The sequence below is a fragment of the Staphylococcus canis genome, from assembly GCF_016238445.1.
GTDB classification, from domain to species: Bacteria; Bacillota; Bacilli; order Staphylococcales; family Staphylococcaceae; genus Staphylococcus; species Staphylococcus canis.
The window spans coordinates 89,964-108,946 of sequence record NZ_JABANU010000005.1; the positions used below are offsets into that span (position 1 = coordinate 89,964).

Annotated in this window: 18 protein-coding genes; all 18 read left to right on the forward strand. The window is 35.3% G+C overall.

Going from position 1 to position 18,983, the window contains the following annotated elements; genetic code table 11:
- The first annotated feature begins 2 nt into the window (after nucleotides 1-2).
- The 18 genes from fakA to rplS all read left to right on the forward strand — a co-directional run bounded on the left by fakA (nucleotide 3) and on the right by rplS (nucleotide 18,744).
- Entirely contained in the window at nucleotides 3-1,652 is a 1,650-nt protein-coding gene (fakA, locus tag HHH54_RS03020; RefSeq protein WP_198617362.1) for a fatty acid kinase catalytic subunit FakA, read from the forward strand.
- Between the two features lie 199 nt (nucleotides 1,653-1,851).
- Nucleotides 1,852-2,520 carry an L-serine ammonia-lyase, iron-sulfur-dependent subunit beta gene (sdaAB, locus tag HHH54_RS03025; protein ID WP_198617363.1) on the forward strand — a complete coding sequence of 223 codons (669 nt, stop codon included), beginning with the start codon at nucleotides 1,852-1,854 and terminating at the stop codon, nucleotides 2,518-2,520.
- A complete protein-coding gene (gene sdaAA, locus HHH54_RS03030) occupies nucleotides 2,517-3,398 on the forward strand; it encodes an L-serine ammonia-lyase, iron-sulfur-dependent, subunit alpha (RefSeq protein WP_198617364.1) in 882 nt (293 codons plus the stop codon). The genes sdaAB and sdaAA overlap by 4 nt, the downstream gene beginning before the upstream one ends.
- A gap of 2 nt (nucleotides 3,399-3,400) precedes the next feature.
- The gene (gene recG / locus HHH54_RS03035) at nucleotides 3,401-5,446 is read left to right on the forward strand and encodes an ATP-dependent DNA helicase RecG (RefSeq protein WP_198617365.1); all 2,046 of its coding nucleotides are present in this window, start codon (nucleotides 3,401-3,403) and stop codon (nucleotides 5,444-5,446) included.
- A gap of 145 nt (nucleotides 5,447-5,591) precedes the next feature.
- Nucleotides 5,592-6,152, forward strand: a complete 561-nt coding sequence (gene fapR / locus HHH54_RS03040; protein ID WP_198617366.1) for a transcription factor FapR — start codon at nucleotides 5,592-5,594, stop codon at nucleotides 6,150-6,152.
- Nucleotide 6,153: 1 nt separating this feature from the next.
- The gene (gene plsX / locus HHH54_RS03045; RefSeq protein WP_198617367.1) at nucleotides 6,154-7,140 is read left to right on the forward strand and encodes a phosphate acyltransferase PlsX; all 987 of its coding nucleotides are present in this window, start codon (nucleotides 6,154-6,156) and stop codon (nucleotides 7,138-7,140) included.
- Entirely contained in the window at nucleotides 7,133-8,059 is a 927-nt protein-coding gene (fabD, locus tag HHH54_RS03050; RefSeq protein WP_198617368.1) for an ACP S-malonyltransferase, read from the forward strand. Before plsX ends, fabD begins: the two co-directional genes overlap by 8 nt.
- Complete coding sequence (gene fabG, locus HHH54_RS03055; protein WP_198617369.1) at nucleotides 8,052-8,789, forward strand: 3-oxoacyl-[acyl-carrier-protein] reductase; 738 nt, start codon at nucleotides 8,052-8,054, stop codon at nucleotides 8,787-8,789. The genes fabD and fabG overlap by 8 nt, the downstream gene beginning before the upstream one ends.
- Nucleotides 8,790-8,956: 167 nt before the next feature.
- Nucleotides 8,957-9,190 (forward strand): acyl carrier protein, encoded by a 234-nt coding sequence (locus HHH54_RS03060; RefSeq protein ID WP_019165520.1) that lies wholly within the window; start codon nucleotides 8,957-8,959, stop codon nucleotides 9,188-9,190.
- Nucleotides 9,191-9,343: 153 nt separating this feature from the next.
- Nucleotides 9,344-10,075 (forward strand): ribonuclease III, encoded by a 732-nt coding sequence (gene rnc, locus HHH54_RS03065; RefSeq protein ID WP_198617370.1) that lies wholly within the window; start codon nucleotides 9,344-9,346, stop codon nucleotides 10,073-10,075.
- 4 nt (nucleotides 10,076-10,079) lie between these two features.
- Nucleotides 10,080-13,643, forward strand: coding sequence for a chromosome segregation protein SMC (gene smc, locus HHH54_RS03070; protein WP_198617371.1), 3,564 nt, complete (start codon nucleotides 10,080-10,082; stop codon nucleotides 13,641-13,643).
- 3 nt (nucleotides 13,644-13,646) lie between these two features.
- The gene (ftsY, locus tag HHH54_RS03075) at nucleotides 13,647-14,852 is read left to right on the forward strand and encodes a signal recognition particle-docking protein FtsY (RefSeq protein WP_198617372.1); all 1,206 of its coding nucleotides are present in this window, start codon (nucleotides 13,647-13,649) and stop codon (nucleotides 14,850-14,852) included.
- A complete protein-coding gene (locus HHH54_RS03080) occupies nucleotides 14,839-15,171 on the forward strand; it encodes a putative DNA-binding protein (RefSeq protein WP_198617373.1) in 333 nt (110 codons plus the stop codon). Before ftsY ends, HHH54_RS03080 begins: the two co-directional genes overlap by 14 nt.
- Nucleotides 15,172-15,184: 13 nt before the next feature.
- Nucleotides 15,185-16,552, forward strand: a complete 1,368-nt coding sequence (ffh, locus tag HHH54_RS03085) for a signal recognition particle protein (protein ID WP_198617374.1) — start codon at nucleotides 15,185-15,187, stop codon at nucleotides 16,550-16,552.
- 122 nt (nucleotides 16,553-16,674) lie between these two features.
- On the forward strand, nucleotides 16,675-16,950 hold the full coding sequence (gene rpsP / locus HHH54_RS03090) for a 30S ribosomal protein S16 (RefSeq protein ID WP_198617375.1): 276 nt from the start codon (nucleotides 16,675-16,677) through the stop codon (nucleotides 16,948-16,950).
- Between the two features lie 103 nt (nucleotides 16,951-17,053).
- Nucleotides 17,054-17,557 (forward strand): ribosome maturation factor RimM, encoded by a 504-nt coding sequence (rimM, locus tag HHH54_RS03095; protein WP_198617376.1) that lies wholly within the window; start codon nucleotides 17,054-17,056, stop codon nucleotides 17,555-17,557.
- A complete protein-coding gene (gene trmD, locus HHH54_RS03100; RefSeq protein WP_198617377.1) occupies nucleotides 17,554-18,279 on the forward strand; it encodes a tRNA (guanosine(37)-N1)-methyltransferase TrmD in 726 nt (241 codons plus the stop codon). Before rimM ends, trmD begins: the two co-directional genes overlap by 4 nt.
- A gap of 114 nt (nucleotides 18,280-18,393) precedes the next feature.
- Complete coding sequence (rplS, locus tag HHH54_RS03105) at nucleotides 18,394-18,744, forward strand: 50S ribosomal protein L19 (RefSeq protein WP_198617378.1); 351 nt, start codon at nucleotides 18,394-18,396, stop codon at nucleotides 18,742-18,744.
- Nucleotides 18,745-18,983: the final 239 nt, after the last annotated feature.

An 18,983-nucleotide genomic window follows, 5' to 3' on the forward strand; every position in this document is an offset into this window, starting at 1 on the left:
TCATGATTACTAAGATCAACGGTAATTTGTTTGCCGAAATGATTATACAAGGGGCTCAAAATTTATCAAATAATGCAGAGATGGTAGATGCATTAAATGTATATCCAGTACCTGATGGAGATACGGGTACAAATATGAACCTTTCAATGACATCAGGAAGAGATGAAGTTCAAAATAATCCTTCTAGTCATATTGGACAACTAGGTAAAGCTTTTTCAAAAGGTTTATTAATGGGAGCTCGTGGTAATTCGGGCGTTATATTATCTCAAATTTTTAGAGGTTTTTCTAAAGCGCTAGAAGAACAAAGTGAAATTGATGCAAAACAATTTGCACAAAGTTTTGACGCTGGGGTTCAAACGGCGTATAAAGCAGTTATGAAGCCAGTTGAGGGTACTATTTTAACTGTAGCTAAAGATGCTGGCCGTGTTGCAGTAGAAAAAGCAGAAAAAACTGATGACTGTATGGAAATTATGGAAGCAGTTTATGAAGCGGCACAACAGTCATTAGATAATACTCCAAATTTATTACCCGTATTGAAAGAAGTAGGTGTCGTAGATAGTGGTGGTAAAGGTTTAACTTTGGTATACGAAGGATTCCTAAAAGCGATGAAAGGTGAAAAAATCGTTGCTCAAACGCCAAAATTAGACACTGAAGAATTATTCAATGATGAACACGATTTCCATGGTGTTATCAATACAGAAGATATTGTTTATGGCTATTGTACTGAGATGATGGTACGTTTTCAACCCGGGAAAAAATCTTTCAATGAATCAGATTTTAGAGAATCAATGAGTCAATATGGTGATTCTCTTTTAGTGATAAGTGATGATGAGATTGTAAAGGTACACGTTCATACTGAAACACCAGGTGAAGTTTTCTCATTTGGACAAGAATTTGGTGAACTCATTAAGGTTAAAGCAGAAAATATGCGTGAACAACATCGTGAAGTTTTACGTAAAGAACGTGCGAATCAGCAAAATGAGAAAACAAAAAATGTTGAAACGGCTATCATTACGATTTCAATGGGTGAAGGCATTTCAAAATTATTTAAATCTATGGGTGCAACACATGTTATTAATGGCGGTCAAACGATGAATCCGTCTACTGAAGATATAGTAAATGTCATTAAAGAAAGTGGTTGCAAGCGTGCAATTATCTTACCAAATAATAAAAATATTCAAATGGCAAGTCAACAAGCTGCAGAGATAGCTGATATTGAGGCTGTTGTTATTCCAACAAAGACGGTTCCTCAAGGTATTACAGCAATGTTCCATTATGATGATCAAGCGGATTTAGATACTAATTATGAGACGATGACTTCTGCATTAGTCGATGTCCAATCTGGCTCAATTACTTATGCAGTGCGAGATACTAAAATAGATGGCATTAATATTGAAAAAGGCGCATTTATGGGGCTTGTTGAATATAAAATTGTCGTTAGCGATCGCGATGAAAATATAGTTTTACAAAAGACATTAGATACTATGTTAAATGATGACAGTGAAATTCTTACAGTTATTGTTGGTGAAGAAGCACAACAAACTCAAATTGATTGGATTGAATCATATATAGAAGAAAACTATGATGAAGTCGAAGTTGAAATTCAAAATGGCCAACAACCAATATATCCATTTTTATTTGCAGTTGAATAATCTAAGGAAGTAGTTAGTATACATCCTCGTATCATTTCTATAGTCTAGTTAATGACTAGAGATGACACGAGGATTTATTTTTAGCATGACCTTGTATCAAAGTAAAGCTTTATGTGACATTGTTTAGTATATTATTTCTTTCATATAATTGGATTGCTATAATAAAGGGTAAGTAAGTGTTAAACAAAGGGGGAGTTATATGAAATACAAAAGTGTTTTTGATATTATCGGTCCCACGATGGTTGGACCTTCATCATCACATACTGCAGGTGCGGTCAGAATAGGCTTAGTAGCACGTGATTTATTTGGCGAACGACCTGATCAAGTGGATATTTATTTATATGGTTCGTTTATGGAAACGTATAAAGGGCACGGTACAGATGTTGCACTAGTCGGTGGATTGCTTGGGTATGATACAGATGATGATCGTATCAAAACGAGTTTAGAAACTGCTAAAAATGAAGGAATGCGCGTAAACTTTATCGAGATGGCTGAAGAACGTGCACATCCAAATACAGTAATATTAGACATGATGAAGAATGATAAAAATATATCTGTTGAAGGTGTGTCTATTGGTGGAGGAAAAATTGAGATTGTAGCAATTAATGGTTTTTCACTTGCTATAAGCGGTAACTACCCAACACTTTTAGTTTTCCATCAAGATACATTCGGTACAATAGGAAAAGTAGCAAACATCATTGGAGACAATGGTATCAATGTGGGAAGTATGCAAGTAGCACGTAAAGAAAAAGGAGATCAAGCTTTGATGACTTGTGAACTAGATGATGCGATTTCGAGCCAAGTTCTTGAACATATTAAACACGTACCAGGTGTAATAACTGTTTCTTTAATGGGGGATGTAGAATGAAGGAAAATGTTTTCAAAAGTGTTGCTGAATTAATTTCAATCTGTCAAACAGAAGATAAATCAATTCATGAAGTAATGTTAGACCAAGAAATGAATATGACAGGATTATCTAAAGATGAAATATATGAAAGAATGGCACATCATTTTAATACGATGGAAAAAGCGATTCAAGACGGAGTTAATGGTGTAACTTCTAAGACAGGATTAACGGGAGGCGATGCTGTATTGCTTCAAAATTATTTAGCAAGTGGTAAAGCGCTTTCGGGAGAACTGTTACTTGATGCTGTGAGTAAGGCAGTAGCTACAAACGAAGTTAACGCAGCAATGGGTAAGATTTGTGCAACTCCAACTGCAGGATCAGCTGGAGTCGTACCGGGCGTTTTATTTTCGCTTAAAAACAGATTACAATTATCACGAACAGATATGCTCAATTTTTTATTAACAGCAGGTGCTTTCGGCTTTGTCGTTGCGAATAATGCATCGATATCAGGTGCTGCAGGTGGATGTCAGGCAGAAGTTGGCTCTGCTGCGGCAATGGCAGCTGGAGCGATCGTTGAAGCTCAAGGAGGCACGCCACAACAATCTGCAGAAGCATTTGCGATTTGCATGAAAAATATGCTTGGATTAGTTTGCGATCCGGTTGCTGGCTTAGTAGAAGTACCTTGTGTTAAACGAAATGCAGCTGGGGCTTCTAATGCAATTGTATCTGCAGATATGGCCTTGGCTGGTGTAACATCTAGAATACCAACAGATGAAGTTATAGATGCCATGTATAAAATTGGTCAAACTATGCCATCTGCATTACGGGAGACTGGACGAGGTGGCCTTGCAGGTACACCTACGGGTCAGCGTATAAAACAACAAATTTTTGGTGATTAATTATGTCAAAAATCAATTTAATAGAGAGTCCTTATCAATTGAGTGAGCTTAAAGGGCTTGGACCGAAGCGATTAGCTGTGCTTAATGAGATGAATATTGAAACCATTCAAGATTTAATTTTGTATTTACCAACAAGATATGAGGATAATACATTAATCGATTTATCCCAAGCTGAAGATGATGCTTACGTAACAGTAGAAGGCGTTGTGTATACGACGCCAACTGTTGCCTTTTTTGGACGGAATCGATCTAAACTCACGGTGCACCTTATTATCAATGATATTGCGGTCAAGGCAGTATTTTTTAATCAGCCCTTTTTAAAAAAGAAAATACAATTAGAACAACGTGTAACGATTAAAGGGAAATGGTCACGACGTAAACAAGAAATCAATGGGTCTAAGATGATATTTCAAAATGAACAACATGATCAAGCATTATTCACACCTATTTATCGTGTTAAAGAGGGAATAAAGCAAAAAACGTTAAGAGATTTAATACGCCGTGTGATTTCAGAAGTGAAAATAGAAGAGTGGCTCCCTATAGACTTACGGCAAAAATATAAATTAGAAACACTATACGATACTTTACATACTTTACATCAACCGCAGGATAAACAAGCATTGTTACGAGCACGTCGTACATTTGCGTTTACTGAATTTTTTATGTTTGAATTACGTATGCAGTGGTTGAATCGACTTGAAAAATCTTCTGATGAGGCTGTTGAAGTTCATTATAATTTAGAGAAGGTCAAAGCGTTTATTGACGCTTTGCCATTTGAATTGACAGAGGACCAAAAGCAAAGTGTAAATCAAATATTTAGAGACCTCAAAGCGCCTATCCGAATGCATCGCTTATTACAAGGTGATGTAGGTTCAGGTAAAACAGTTGTTGCAGCTATATGTATGTATGCATTGAAAACAGCAGGATACCAGTCAGCACTGATGGTTCCTACAGAAATTCTTGCTGAACAACATGCAGATAGTTTAGTTGAGTTATTTGGCGATAGAATGAACGTTGGATTACTAACAGGATCGGTTAAAGGGAAGAAAAGGGCTCTTTTACTTGAACAATTGGCACAAGGGCATATTGATTGTTTGATTGGTACACACGCGCTCATTCAAGATGATGTAACCTTTCATAATGTTGGCTTGGTCATTACTGATGAGCAACATCGTTTTGGTGTACAACAGCGTCAAAAATTAAGAGAAAAAGGTGCATTATCTAATGTCTTATTTATGACAGCCACACCTATACCAAGAACGCTTGCTATTTCAGTTTTTGGCGAAATGGACGTTTCATCTATTAAAAGTATGCCAAGCGGTAGAAAACCGATTGAAACATATTGGATGAAACATGAAGGCTATCAAAAAGCTTTGAGTCATATGGAACATGAATTACAAAAGGGACGACAAGCTTATGTGATTTCACCATTAATAGAAAGCTCAGAGCACTTAGAGGACGTTCAAAATGTGATTGAGTTGTATGAGCATCTTAAAGTACAACTTCCGAAGTATCGTATCGGTATTTTACATGGAAGAATGACGTCTGAAGAGAAAGATAGTATCATGCATCAATTTAGTGCACATGAGCTAGATGTTTTAGTATCAACTACAGTAGTTGAAGTAGGAGTTAACGTTCCCAATGCTACATTTATGATGATTTATGATGCTGACCGCTTCGGATTATCGACACTTCATCAATTACGCGGACGTGTAGGTAGAAGTCACCATCAGAGTTATTGTGTGCTTATTGCATCACCAAAATCAGAAACTGGAATAGAACGTATGACGATTATGACTCAAACAAATGATGGTTTTGAATTGAGTGAGCGTGACCTTGAAATGCGTGGACCTGGGGATTTCTTTGGCGTAAAACAAAGTGGTCTTCCTGATTTTCTGGTTGCTAACCTTGTCGAAGATTATCGAATGTTAGAGGTTGCTCGAGATGAAGCGTCAGAAATGATTCAATCTGGAATATTTTTTACTGATAAATTTAAACGCTTACGTGAATTTATCGAAATGAATATGCTATATCAAAGTTTTGATTAATAATGATATATGTTAAAAATTTGTAATATAATAAGGTTAGAGTGGTATGTTCCCAAATTACTATATTATTTTGAACTTAAAGTGGAACATGTTAAAATAACTACGAGTCGATTAAGACTTGGTACTAAAATTGGGTGGAGATAATGTGAAAAGAACTAAAAGTGAACGACGCGCATTAATTGAACAAACCATCCGTGATAATCCATTTATGACCGATCAAGCATTGAGTGAGATGTTCAATGTAAGTATCCAAACAATACGCTTAGATCGAAGTCAACTAAAAATACCAGAATTGCGAAAACGAATTAAAAATGTAGCTGAAAAGCAATATGAAAATATCAGTGCGCTAGAGAATCAGGATATTATTGGAGATATTATTGAATTAGAACCAAATCAATCAGCGCGCTCAATTTTAACAATTACTCAAAAAGACGTTTTCACACGTAAACATATTGCAAGAGGTCATGTCATTTTTGCACAAGCAAATTCATTATGTGTTGCAATTGTGAATCATGCTAATGTGCTTACAAAAGAAAGTCACATTCATTTTGTACATCCTGTTCAATTAGGTGAGCTCGTAAAGGCACATGCTACTGTTGAATATCAAGGAGAGAAATACTATGAAATGAGTGTCATTTCTTATGTAGAAGATACTAAAGTTTTCGAAGGGCTATTTAAAATGTATTACATAAGTGAGGATGAATAAGATGGTAAAAATAGCAGTAGATATGATGGGTGGGGACGACGCACCTGAGATTGTGCTTGAAGCCGTAGAAAAAGCTGTTCAAGATTTCGAAGATCTTGAGATCATGTTGTTTGGTGATGAAAGTCAATGTCATATAAAGCATCCCCGTGTCAGCATACATCATACAACAGAAAAAATTACGATGGAAGACGAACCAGTTCGTGCTATTAAGCGGAAAAAAGACAGTTCAATGGTACGTATGGCTGAAGCAGTTAAAAATGGAGAAGCGGGCGGTTGTGTGTCTGCAGGCAATACAGGTGCTTTAATGTCAGCAGGTTTATTTATAGTAGGTCGTTTAAAGGGCGTATCAAGACCTGCGTTAGTTGTTACGTTACCCACTGTTAGTGGCAAAGGTGTTGTATTTTTAGATGTAGGTGCAAACGCAGATGCTAAGGCTGAGCATTTATATCAAAACGCACTATTAGGACATATTTATGCAGTTAATTTAAGAGGTATCCAAAATCCTAAAGTAGCATTACTTAATATCGGTACTGAGGATCAAAAAGGAAATAGCCTTACTAAAAAAGCATTTGAACTTATGAATCAATCTCAAACGTTTAATTTCGTCGGTAATATTGAAGCGAAATCTATTATGGAAGATGAAGCAGATGTAATTGTGACAGATGGATTTACTGGCAATATGATTTTAAAAAACCTTGAAGGTATTGCGAAGTCTGTTGGTAAAATCGTGAAAAAAGATCTTCTCTCAAGTTTCAAAAACAAGCTTGCTGCATTGATTTTGAAAAAAGATCTTCAATCAATCGCGAAGCAACTTGATTACTCAGAATATGGTGGCTCAGTTTTATTAGGGTTAGATGGTATAGTTGTTAAAGCACACGGTAGTTCAAACGCTAAAGCATTCTACTCTGCTATTAAACAAGCTAAAATCGCAGTAGAGACACAAATAGTTGAAAATATGCGAGAGAAAGTAGGGACGCTTAATGAGTAAAACGGTTGTGATGTTCCCTGGACAAGGCGCTCAAAAAGTAGGTATGGGTCAAGATCTTTATCAGGTCAATGAAGCGGCAACAGAAATTTTTGAAAAAGCACAGTCACATGTGGATTTTGATATTTTAGAAACAATGTTTACAGACCAAGATGAAAAATTAGGTTTAACAGAAAATACTCAACCAGCATTATTGACACATAGCATTGCTTTATATGAAGCAATGGGGAGACCGAATTTTGATTTTACAATTGGACATAGTCTAGGGGAGTATTCGAGTTTAGTAATGAGTGGTGTATTACACTTTGAAGATGCTATTCAAATCGTACGTCGTCGTGGTGAATTAATGTCTAAAGCCTTTCCTCAAGGGACAGGTAGTATGGCAGCAGTGCTCGGTCTTAGCTTGGAAGAAGTACAGGATATTTGTAAACAGCTTTCAACTGATGAAGCAGTGATTGAGCCTGCTAATATCAATGCCCCTGGTCAAATCGTAGTATCGGGGCACCAAACGGCTATTGATAGATTAGTTGGTGAAGGTAAGCGTTTAGGTGCGAAACGTGTTTTACCATTAAATGTGTCAGGTCCCTTTCATTCTTCAATGATGAAAGTTATTTCAAAAGACTTTGATGCATTTATTAACCAATTTGAATGGCATGATGCCAAAACCCCTGTTATACAAAATGTGAATGCAAAAGGTGAAACTGATCGAGATATCATTAAACAACATATGGTTCAACAATTGTATTCACCAGTTGAATTTATTGACTCTGTAAAATGGTTAATTGAACAAGGTGCAGACCATTTTGTCGAAATTGGACCGAATAAGGTTTTATCAGGTTTGGTGAAAAAGATAGATAGAAATGTGAAAATAACTTCGATTCAAACGCTCGAAGATGTAAAGGAATGGTTAGCAAATGAGTAAAGTTGCATTAGTTACAGGTGGATCTCGAGGTATAGGAAGAAGTATCGCCTTACAACTAGCAGAGGAAGGTTATACAGTAGTTGTCAATTATGCAGGCAATCAAGAAAAAGCAGAAGCTGTTGTGGCTGAGATTAAAGAAAAAGGTCAAGAAGCCCTTGCAATTCAAGCTAATGTTGCAAATGGTGATGAAGTCAAAACAATGGTTAAAGAAGTTGTAAAGACATATGGCTCACTAGATGTACTTGTTAATAATGCAGGTATTACAAGAGATAATTTATTAATGCGTATGAAAGAACAAGAATGGGACGATGTCATTGATACAAACTTAAAAGGTGTATTCAATTGTATTCAAAAAGTGACACCACAAATGTTGAGACAACGTTCAGGACGAATTATCAATCTTTCAAGTGTTGTAGGCGCTGTAGGAAATCCAGGACAAATTAACTACGTCGCAACAAAATCTGGTGTAATCGGAATTACGAAAACTGCAGCACGTGAACTTGCTTCTCGCAATATTACGGTGAATGCAGTGGCACCAGGATTTATTGTATCTGATATGACAAATGCTTTAAATGATGATTTAAAAGCAAAAATGAAAGAACAAATTCCACTTGGCCGTTTTGGTGAAGATAAAGATATTGCTCAAACTGTAGCATTTTTAGCATCAGACAAAGCTTCGTATATTACTGGTCAAACGATTCATGTTAATGGTGGTATGCACATGGAATAATATCTGTACATTCAATGGCGGATATATAATTCAGAGTGAAATCCTTGGATATATGTGGATATGGGTTGTATTTGTTAAAATAAAATGGCAAAATATAACAGTCAAGGACTACAAAACATCACTTAGATGTGTGTGAAAATAGTAACCTTTAAAGGAGGTGAAAGATTGTGGAAAATTTCGATAAAGTGAAAGATATTATTGTTGATCGTTTAGGTGTTGATGCTGACAAAGTAACTGAAGATGCATCTTTCAAAGATGATTTAGGAGCAGATTCACTTGACATTGCTGAATTAGTAATGGAATTAGAAGATGAATTTGGTACTGAAATTCCAGATGAAGAAGCAGAAAAAATCAATACAGTTGGAGACGCTGTTAATTACATTAATACACTTGAAAAATAATTGTTTTCATCTGAGTCGATGTTTCGGCTCAGATTTTTTACTAACAAACAGGTCATAGCATAACAATTATGATAAAACTCATACAAATAAAACCAGAATTCTAGTGTAGGTTATACTATGAAGATTGAATCATTGAAGATAAGGAGGAGCCCAATGGCCAACCATCGTAAACAATCACTCATCGATCAATTTCAAAATCAATTTAAGATGAAGATGAAAGAATTAAATTTACAATATAGTGATATTTCAATATTTCAACAAGCTTTTTCACATTCTAGTTTCATAAATGATTTTAATATGAAGCGATTAGATCATAATGAGCGTCTCGAATTTTTAGGCGATGCAGTATTAGAATTGACGGTATCACGCTTTCTTTATGATCAATATCCTCACTTACCAGAAGGGGATTTGACTAAAATGCGAGCAAACATCGTATGTGAGCCCTCACTTGTAATATTTGCAAATAAAATTCAACTGAATACGCTTATTTTGCTAGGTAAAGGTGAAGAGAAAACAGGTGGTAGAACAAGACCTTCTCTCGTAGCTGATGTATTCGAAGCGTTTATCGGAGCATTATATTTAGATCAAGGTCTAGAAGCTGTTAAAACTTTTGCAGAATATGCTATTTTTCCATTTGTTGAAGGCGATCAACTTATGGGAGCAGTAGATTTTAAAACGAAATTTCAAGAATACGTGCACCAAAAATATTTAGGCCATTTGCAATATCAAATTATTCAAGAAGACGGACCTGCACATAATAAGCAATTTACGTCAGAAGTACAACTCAATCATAAACCAATTGCACAAGGTGTGGGTCGAACAAAAAAAGAATCTGAACAAAAAGCTGCCGAAAAAGCTTATTTAGCATTGTCACAAAAGGAGTAGAAGAATGGTACATTTAAAATCGATACATGCACACGGATTTAAATCATTTGCTGAACCTACTCAAATTGATTTTGACAAAGGGGTCACTGCTATAGTAGGACCTAATGGAAGCGGTAAAAGTAATATTACGGATGCTATAAAATGGGTGTTAGGTGAACAATCTGCGCGTTCATTAAGAGGAAGTAAGATGGAGGATGTTATATTCTCTGGTGCTAAACATCGAAATGCTCAAAATTTTGCTGAAGTCCAATTGAAGCTTGATAATCAAAAAGGATTATTAAATGTAGAGTCGGAAGAAGTTACAATCACAAGAAGGCTATATCGAAATGGTGATAGTGTTTTCTTTCTTAATAATGAACGACAACGTCTAAAGGATATCACAGAACTATTTTTAGACTCTGGACTAGGAAAAGAAGCTTTTAGCATTATTTCACAAGGACGTGTGGACGAAGTTTTAAATGCTAAGCCAACTGAGCGACGTCACATTATTGAAGAAACTGCAGGTGTGTTGAAATATAAAAAAAGAAAAGAAGCTTCCGTTAATAAATTATCTCAGACAGAAGCTAATTTAACACGCGTGGAAGATATTTTATATGACCTTGAGGGACGCGTTGAACCATTGAAAGAGGAAGCGGCTATCGCTAAAGAATATATGCATTTATCTGAAGCATTAAAAGAAAGCGATATTCAAGTTACGGTTTATGATATAACAGCATACCAACAAGAAATTTCGACATTAGATCAAAAGTTAAATGATTTAAAGGGCAGACAAGCCAAAGTACAAAGTCAAAAATCTAGTATTTCAAAGTTACTGCAGAAAACGAAAGGACAACGTTTTGATCTGGATCAACAACTGGAAGACTTAAATATCAACTTAATTCAAGTAACAGAAAAAGTTGAACAACTTAACGGAAAATATCAATTACTAGAAGAACGCCAAAAAAATCAATCACAAATGAATGCACGTATTGAAGAAGAACAAGAAAGCTTGAATCATGAAAGGACTTCAACACAAGAAGAAATACAAAGTGTTCAATCACAAATAGAAAAGCTAAAGCATCAAAGAGAGAAATTGATTACAAATATTCAACAGCTCGAATCTCAAATATATCGAGATGATGCTAATAGTGATGCGGAAATTGAGCAATTAAAAGATACGTATTATCAGTATATGACGGAGCAATCCAATCTCAATAATGATATTCGTTTTTTATCACGTACCATTGAAGAGCATCAAAAAAAGCAGAATAGACTAGATACACGTTTACAAGAGGCGTATAACGAATTGAAAACGGCACAGCACCAAATGGCTGAAATCAAAAAACAAAAAGATAGCAAATTGAAAGAACGTGACCGTATTCAAATTGAAATCGAACGAACAGAACAGCAACTTAGTGAAGCGCAACGACAACAAACTGAAACAGAAGAAAAACTATATCAAGCGTATAGATATTATGACAAATTGAAATCACGGTTAGAAGTAGCACAGTCTAAACAACAAGATATGACTTATTATTATCAAGGTGTTAAATCAATTTTAAAATCCTCTGAATCATTTGATGGGGTGCATGGAGCAGTAGCGCAAAAATTAAATGTACCTTCACAATATACGACAGCAATTGAAGTCGCGTTAGGTGCAACACTTCAACATGTCATTGTGGAAGATGAACATGTAGCAAGACAAGCTATACAATATTTAAAGACCAAGCAATCAGGAAGAGCTACTTTTTTACCTTTATCCGTGATTAAGCCTAAACATTTAGATCCACAAATCATAGCACAAGCCAAACAACATGAAGGATATATTGCAATAGCTAGTGATTTGGTTACATATGATGCTAAGTATCAATCAATAGCTGAAAACTTGTTAGGGCGAACGATTATTGTTGATCATCTGAAAACGGCGAATGAGGTCGCTAATGCAATACGTTATAAAACACGCATTGTAACACTTGAAGGTGATATAGTTAATCCGGGTGGAGCGATGACGGGTGGACGTAAAGCGCACCAACAATCTGTTTTAGGGCATAAGCATGAATATGAACGTTTAACTCAACAACTTGACACATATACACGTCAAATTAAACAATTGGAAGCGTTTTGTAGTCAAAAGAAAGAGGAAAAAGAGTCATATAGTGATACGTATCTTGAACAACAACACCAATTTAATCAACTTAAACAAGCGCTTCATGATTTAGATTTAGAATATGATCGATATTCTAAAATAGAACAACAGTTAAAGCGTGACCATGAAGAATTTCAATTCGAAAAAAATGACGGTTATAATGCAAATGAGAGTCAAAACACATTATTAACTAAGCAACAACGAAAAGCTGAAATCGATGACACTTTACAGTCATTAGATCGACAAATTAAACAACTCACTGAGCAAAATAAACATGATAAGACAGAATTACAAAAACATCAAAACCGTTTACATCAATATAAGTCCGACTTAGCTGTAACAAAAGAAAAACTCTCAACGCAACAAGCGAACTTGAAGCGTTATACACAACAAATGAAACAAATAGACAAGCAACAATCTCAATTAAATGACCAACTTGATCTTATTAATTCTGATGAGGTTAACGATGACACGGCACTAACGAAAATAAGTGAGGAGATAGAAGCGTTTCGTGAGAAAAAGAAGCACTTACTCGAACAACAAGAAACGTTTCGACACGAGCGCCAGTCAATTGAAGATTTAATTGAGTCAAATGAAAAAGCGTTGGAAAAAAGTCATCAATCGCTTTTAGAACTTGAAAATCAGTATCAAAATGTTAAAACTTCACAATCACGATTAGATGTTTTAATAGATCAAAATCTAAAACATCTTGATGAAAAGTATCATATGACATTTGAATACGCGCATTCACATTTTTCAAACCTTAATTTAGAAATTGATCAATTAAGACAAAAAGTTAAACTGACACAACTTTCAATAGATGAACTAGGACCAGTCAATTTAAAAGCAATTGAACAATATGAAGAAATTCAAGAACGCTATGACTTTCTATTAGAACAACGAAATGATTTAAGAGAAGCTAAAGAAACTTTAGAGCAAATCATTCATGAAATGGATAAAGAAGTGGTAGAGCGTTTTAGTGCTACATTTAACGCTATTAAAACACAGTTTGAAAATGTCTTTAAAACGTTATTTGAAGGAGGACAGGCAGAACTTGAATTGACGGATAATGACTATCTAACAGCAGGCATCGAGATTAAAGTTCAACCTCCAGGTAAAAAATTACAACATTTATCATTGTTAAGTGGAGGCGAACGAGCACTCAGTGCAATTGCTTTACTATTTGCCATTTTAAAAGTGAGGTCTGCTCCCTTTGTTATTTTAGATGAGGTAGAAGCGGCATTAGATGAAACAAATGTGACGCGTTATGCTAATTATTTAAAAACGTTATCTGAAGCAACTCAATTTATAGTAATTACGCATCGTAAAGGAACAATGGAAATGTGCGACAGGTTATATGGTGTGACGATGCAGGAATTAGGTGTTTCGAGACTTGTCAGTGTGAATTTAAATACAATTGATAAAATGTTAGAGGAGGACTAAGTAATGAGTTTTTTTAAACGATTAAAAGATAAGTTTTCTAAAAATGAAAGAGAGCAAGAAGAACATCTAGATACACCGGTTGAATCAGAACCAGAACAACAAGACGAGCCGTTTAAAGATCAAAGTCATCAGTCAACATCTGACGAGCCCGATTGGTCACAACAATGGGATGATGATTTGGATGATGGTTTAATATCTATCGAAGAATTTGAAGAAATTGAGTCTCAAAAATTAGGTGCTAAATTTAGAGAAGGTCTTGAAAAATCAAGAGAAAACTTTCAAACACAACTTAATAATTTATTAGCACATTACAGAAAAGTAGATGAAGACTTTTTTGAAGCATTAGAAGAAATGTTAATACAAGCAGACGTTGGCTTTAATACAGTAATGGAATTAGTAGATGAATTAAGAATGGAAGCTAAACGTCGTAATATCACTGAGACTGAAGATTTAAGAGAAGTTATTGTTGAAAAAATAGTAGAAATTTACCATCAAGATGATGATCAAATAGAGTTTATGAACTTAGAAGAAGGCCGTCTTAATGTCATTTTAATGGTAGGGGTCAACGGTGTAGGTAAAACTACAACAATTGGTAAGTTAGCGCACCGTTATAAAGCACAAGGCAAACAAGTAATGTTAGCTGCAGGGGATACTTTCCGTGCAGGTGCAATTGAACAGCTTGAAGTATGGGGAGAACGTGTAGGTGCGGAAGTTATCCGACAAAATGAAGGTTCAGATCCAGCGGCTGTTATGTATGATGCTATCAATGCTGCTAAAAATAAAGGTGTAGATGTTTTGATTTGTGATACAGCAGGTCGTTTGCAAAATAAACAAAATCTAATGAATGAACTTGAAAAAGTTAAACGCGTGATTTCACGTGCGATTCCTGAAGCACCGCATGAAGTATTATTATGTCTCGATGCTACAACAGGTCAAAATGCATTATCACAAGCAAAATCGTTTAAGGAAGTTACAGACGTATCGGGTATTGTATTAACGAAATTAGACGGTACAGCAAAAGGTGGTATTGTACTTGCAATACGTAATGAATTGCATATTCCAGTAAAATACGTAGGTCTTGGTGAAAAATTAGATGATTTACAACCATTCGATGCTGAAAGTTATGTATACGGGTTATTTGCCGATATGATTGAGCAAAATGTACCAGAAGAACAAGAATCAGAGGAAGTAGACTATGAGCGAGAATGATTTAGTTAAAACCGTTCGAATGAATTATTTATTCGATTTTTATCAATCCTTACTCACAAAAAAACAACGTAACTATCTACAACTTTTTTATTTAGAAGATTATGCTTTAAGTGAAATCGCAGAGACATTTGAAGTGAGTAGGCAAGCCGTGTATGATAACATTAGAAGAACTGGCGACTTAGTAGAGGACTACGAGAAAAAATTAGGTCTTTATCGCCGTTTTACCAAAAGACAAGAAATCTATAGAAAAATGAAAGAAAATATTAATAATCCTAAAGCGTTACAAAATTATATTCAAGAACTTGAGGATTTAGAATAAGGAGGGTCACTTTATGGCATTTGAAGGATTGTCAGATCGATTGCAGGCAACGATGCAAAAAATTAAAGGTAAAGGTAAAGTGACTGAAGCTGATATTAAAACAATGATGCGCGAAGTTCGTTTAGCGTTACTTGAAGCGGACGTTAACTTTAAAGTCGTTAAGAATTTTGTTAAAACAGTTTCAGAGCGTGCTTTAGGTTCTGATGTAATGAAATCATTAACACCAGGACAACAAGTTATTAAAATTGTACAAGAAGAACTTACGACATTAATGGGTGGCGATAATACATCTATTACAATGTCAAAAAAACCCCCAACAGTTGTAATGATGGTTGGTCTACAAGGGGCAGGTAAAACAACAACAGCTGGAAAACTTGCATTATTAATGCGAAAAAAATATAACAAAAAGCCACTTTTAGTAGCAGCTGATATTTATCGTCCAGCTGCAATTAATCAGTTACAAACGGTAGGAAAACAAATTAATATCCCCGTTTACTCTGAAGGAGATCAAGTCCCACCCCAACAAATTGTTGAAAATGCATTACAACATGCGAAATCAGAGCATCTTGATTTCGTTATCATTGATACAGCAGGACGCTTGCATATTGATGAAGCACTCATGAATGAATTACAAGAAGTTAAGGATATTTCAAAACCAAATGAAATCATGCTTGTCGTAGATGCTATGACTGGTCAAGATGCAGTTAATGTTGCAGAATCATTCGACCAACAACTTGATGTTACAGGTGTCACACTTACAAAATTAGACGGTGACACACGTGGTGGTGCGGCTTTATCAATTCGTGCAGTTACTGAGAAACCGATTAAATTTGTAGGTATGAGCGAAAAGTTAGATGGTTTAGAACTTTTCCATCCTGAACGTATGGCTTCACGTATTTTAGGTATGGGTGATGTTCTTAGCTTAATCGAAAAAGCACAACAAGATGTAGATGAAGAAAAAGCAAAAGACTTAGAACAAAAGATGCGTACTTCTTCATTCACACTTGAAGACTTTTTGGATCAACTAGATCAAGTTAAAAACCTAGGTCCACTGGATGATATTATGAAAATGATTCCAGGCATGAACAAAATTAAGGGCTTAGATAAGCTTAATATGAGCGAAAAACAAATCGATCATATTAAAGCAATCATACAATCTATGACACCAGATGAACGTGAAGACCCAGCTAAGTTAAATGTATCTCGTAAACGCCGTATCGCTGCAGGATCTGGTCGTTCATTACAAGAAGTTAATCGCTTGTTAAAACAGTTTAATGATATGAAAAAGATGATGAAACAATTCACAGGTGGCGGTAAAGGTAAAAAAGGAAAACAACAGCAACTACAAAATATGTTAAAAGGCATGAATCTTCCTTTTTAGTAAGAAATAGGTTTGAAGAAATTTTAATTGGTAAAGTATTTTCTCTTTACAAAGGTTTAAAACCCTGTTATTATAATTTCTTGTAGATAACAAATTATTGAAATTAAAGGAGAGAATTATAAATGGCAGTTAAAATTCGTTTAACACGTTTAGGTTCAAAAAGAAACCCATTCTACCGTATTGTAGTAGCTGATGCACGTGCACCACGTGATGGCCGTATCATCGAACAAATCGGAACTTATAACCCAGCAGCAGTAAATGCTCCTGAAGTTAAAATTGATGAAGAATTAGCTTTAAAATGGTTAAAAGATGGTGCGAAACCAACGAATACAGTACACAACATCTTATCACGTCAAGGTATTTTAAAAACATTTGACGAGCAAAAAAAAGCAAAATAATTTAATCTTATACAAGAGAGGGCTTGAGCTAAAATCAATCGATTGTGACTCAAAGCCCTTTTGTCTTATTGATACGATTTTTTAGTTAGGAGGCTTTCAAATAATGAAAGTAGAAGTCGGCAAAATCGTGAATACCCATGGTATAAAAGGTGAAGTAAAGGTAAAGTCACACTCAGATTTTACGGATATTCGTTTTCAACCAGGAGAAGTGTTAGAGGTTGAAGTGAATCGTGAAATGTTAGAATTAGTCGTAACATCACATCGATTACACAAAGGATTACATATGTTGAAATTTGAAGGCTATACGAATATTAATGATATCGAGCACTTGAAAGGACATCTGTTATATCAAGAACGTGATCATGAGGAAATAGAACTCGATGAACATGAGTTTTATTATTCAGATATTATAGGTTGTACTGTTTTTGTAGCGGACGAACCAATCGGTCGTGTAGTGGAAATTTTTGAAACAGGTGCTAATGATGTCTGGGTCGTTAAAGGAGAGAAAGAACATCTTATTCCATATATTGAAGATGTCGTGAAAACAGTAGATATTGAACATAGACGTATTGATATTACACCGATGGAAGGGTTGTTAACAGAATGAAAATCGATTATTTAACCCTGTTTCCTGAAATGTTTGAAGGCGTGCTTAACCAATCTATCTTGAAAAGAGCCCGTGAAAAAGGAATTTTAGATACTAAAATTATTAATTTTAGAGCTTATGCTAATAATAAACATAATCAGGTGGATGACTATCCATACGGCGGAGGACAAGGCATGGTCCTTAAACCAGAACCTATTTTCAATGCTATGGATACAATACAAACGACTGAAGAAACACGTGTAATTTTAATGACACCGCAAGGGAAATCTTTTAATCAAAAACAAGCTGAGTCTTTAGCACAAGCAGATCATCTCGTATTTATATGTGGACATTATGAAGGATATGACGAACGTATTCGCTCCGAGCTTGTAACTGATGAAATTTCTGTGGGTGATTATGTGTTAACAGGTGGAGAACTACCAGCGATGATGATTACAGACGCTGTTGTGAGACTTATACCTGAAGTTTTAGGCAACCAAGTATCACATGAGGATGATTCCTTTTCAAGCGGATTGTTAGAATATCCACAATACACTAGACCACGTGAATTTAGAGGATTGAAAGTCCCTGATGTATTATTATCTGGAGATCATCAACGCATTGATACATGGCGCCATGAACAATCATTACAACGTACTTTCAAAAAGCGTCCAGATTTATTAGAACATTATCCATTAACAGAGGAAGATAGAAAATATTTAAAATCACTAAAGAAGCATTGAAAAAAAAAGTAGTTTATGCTACTATAACTTGAGTGTGAAGACACAAATATCACTATGGTCCGCTGCTCTAATGATTGTCGAGGCATGAACATAGGTTGAAGGAGAGTATAAAAAATGACAAATCACAAATTAATTGAAGCAGTTACAAAATCACAATTACGTGACGACATTCCATCATTCCGCGCTGGAGATACTTTACGTGTTCATGTACGTATCATCGAAGGTACACGTGAGCGTATCCAAGTATTCGAAGGTGTTGTGATTAAACGTCGTGGTGGCGGAATTTCAGAAACTTTCACAGTGCGTAAGATTTCTTCAGGTGTAGGTGTTGAACGTACATTCCCATTACACACACCTAAAATTGAAAAAATCGAAGTGAAACGTCGTGGTAAAGTACGTCGTGCGAAATTATACTACTTACGTAGTTTACGTGGTAAAGCTGCTCGTATCCAAGAAATTCGCTAATTCTAGAGCACTTAACGCATAATGATGATTTAACAAAGATATGAAAAAAGGGGCTGGGACATTAATGTGTCTCAGAACCGAAAACAGGAAGATTTTCATGATGAAAAATGAAGGTTCTATACTTTTAACGGTTGGTGAAATATTCACTAGCCGTTATTTTTTAGTTTTTAATATAAAAACGGCACAAATACCTCTATAATTGTAAGTACCAACAAACTAATTAAGGAGAGATATTTATG

Bases quoted from the DNA above. Each gene is read 5' to 3' on its own strand.
- fakA (WP_198617362.1), top strand. From the start codon at position 3: ATGATTACTAAGATCAACGGTAATTTGTTTGCCGAAATGATTATACAA.
- sdaAB (WP_198617363.1), top strand. From the start codon at position 1,852: ATGAAATACAAAAGTGTTTTTGATATTATCGGTCCCACGATGGTTGGA.
- sdaAA (WP_198617364.1), top strand. From the start codon at position 2,517: ATGAAGGAAAATGTTTTCAAAAGTGTTGCTGAATTAATTTCAATCTGT.
- recG (WP_198617365.1), top strand. From the start codon at position 3,401: ATGTCAAAAATCAATTTAATAGAGAGTCCTTATCAATTGAGTGAGCTT.
- plsX (WP_198617367.1), top strand. From the start codon at position 6,154: ATGGTAAAAATAGCAGTAGATATGATGGGTGGGGACGACGCACCTGAG.
- fabD (WP_198617368.1), top strand. From the start codon at position 7,133: ATGAGTAAAACGGTTGTGATGTTCCCTGGACAAGGCGCTCAAAAAGTA.
- fabG (WP_198617369.1), top strand. From the start codon at position 8,052: ATGAGTAAAGTTGCATTAGTTACAGGTGGATCTCGAGGTATAGGAAGA.
- rnc (WP_198617370.1), top strand. From the start codon at position 9,344: ATGGCCAACCATCGTAAACAATCACTCATCGATCAATTTCAAAATCAA.
- smc (WP_198617371.1), top strand. From the start codon at position 10,080: ATGGTACATTTAAAATCGATACATGCACACGGATTTAAATCATTTGCT.
- ftsY (WP_198617372.1), top strand. From the start codon at position 13,647: ATGAGTTTTTTTAAACGATTAAAAGATAAGTTTTCTAAAAATGAAAGA.
- HHH54_RS03080 (WP_198617373.1), top strand. From the start codon at position 14,839: ATGAGCGAGAATGATTTAGTTAAAACCGTTCGAATGAATTATTTATTC.
- ffh (WP_198617374.1), top strand. From the start codon at position 15,185: ATGGCATTTGAAGGATTGTCAGATCGATTGCAGGCAACGATGCAAAAA.
- rpsP (WP_198617375.1), top strand. From the start codon at position 16,675: ATGGCAGTTAAAATTCGTTTAACACGTTTAGGTTCAAAAAGAAACCCA.
- rimM (WP_198617376.1), top strand. From the start codon at position 17,054: ATGAAAGTAGAAGTCGGCAAAATCGTGAATACCCATGGTATAAAAGGT.
- trmD (WP_198617377.1), top strand. From the start codon at position 17,554: ATGAAAATCGATTATTTAACCCTGTTTCCTGAAATGTTTGAAGGCGTG.
- rplS (WP_198617378.1), top strand. From the start codon at position 18,394: ATGACAAATCACAAATTAATTGAAGCAGTTACAAAATCACAATTACGT.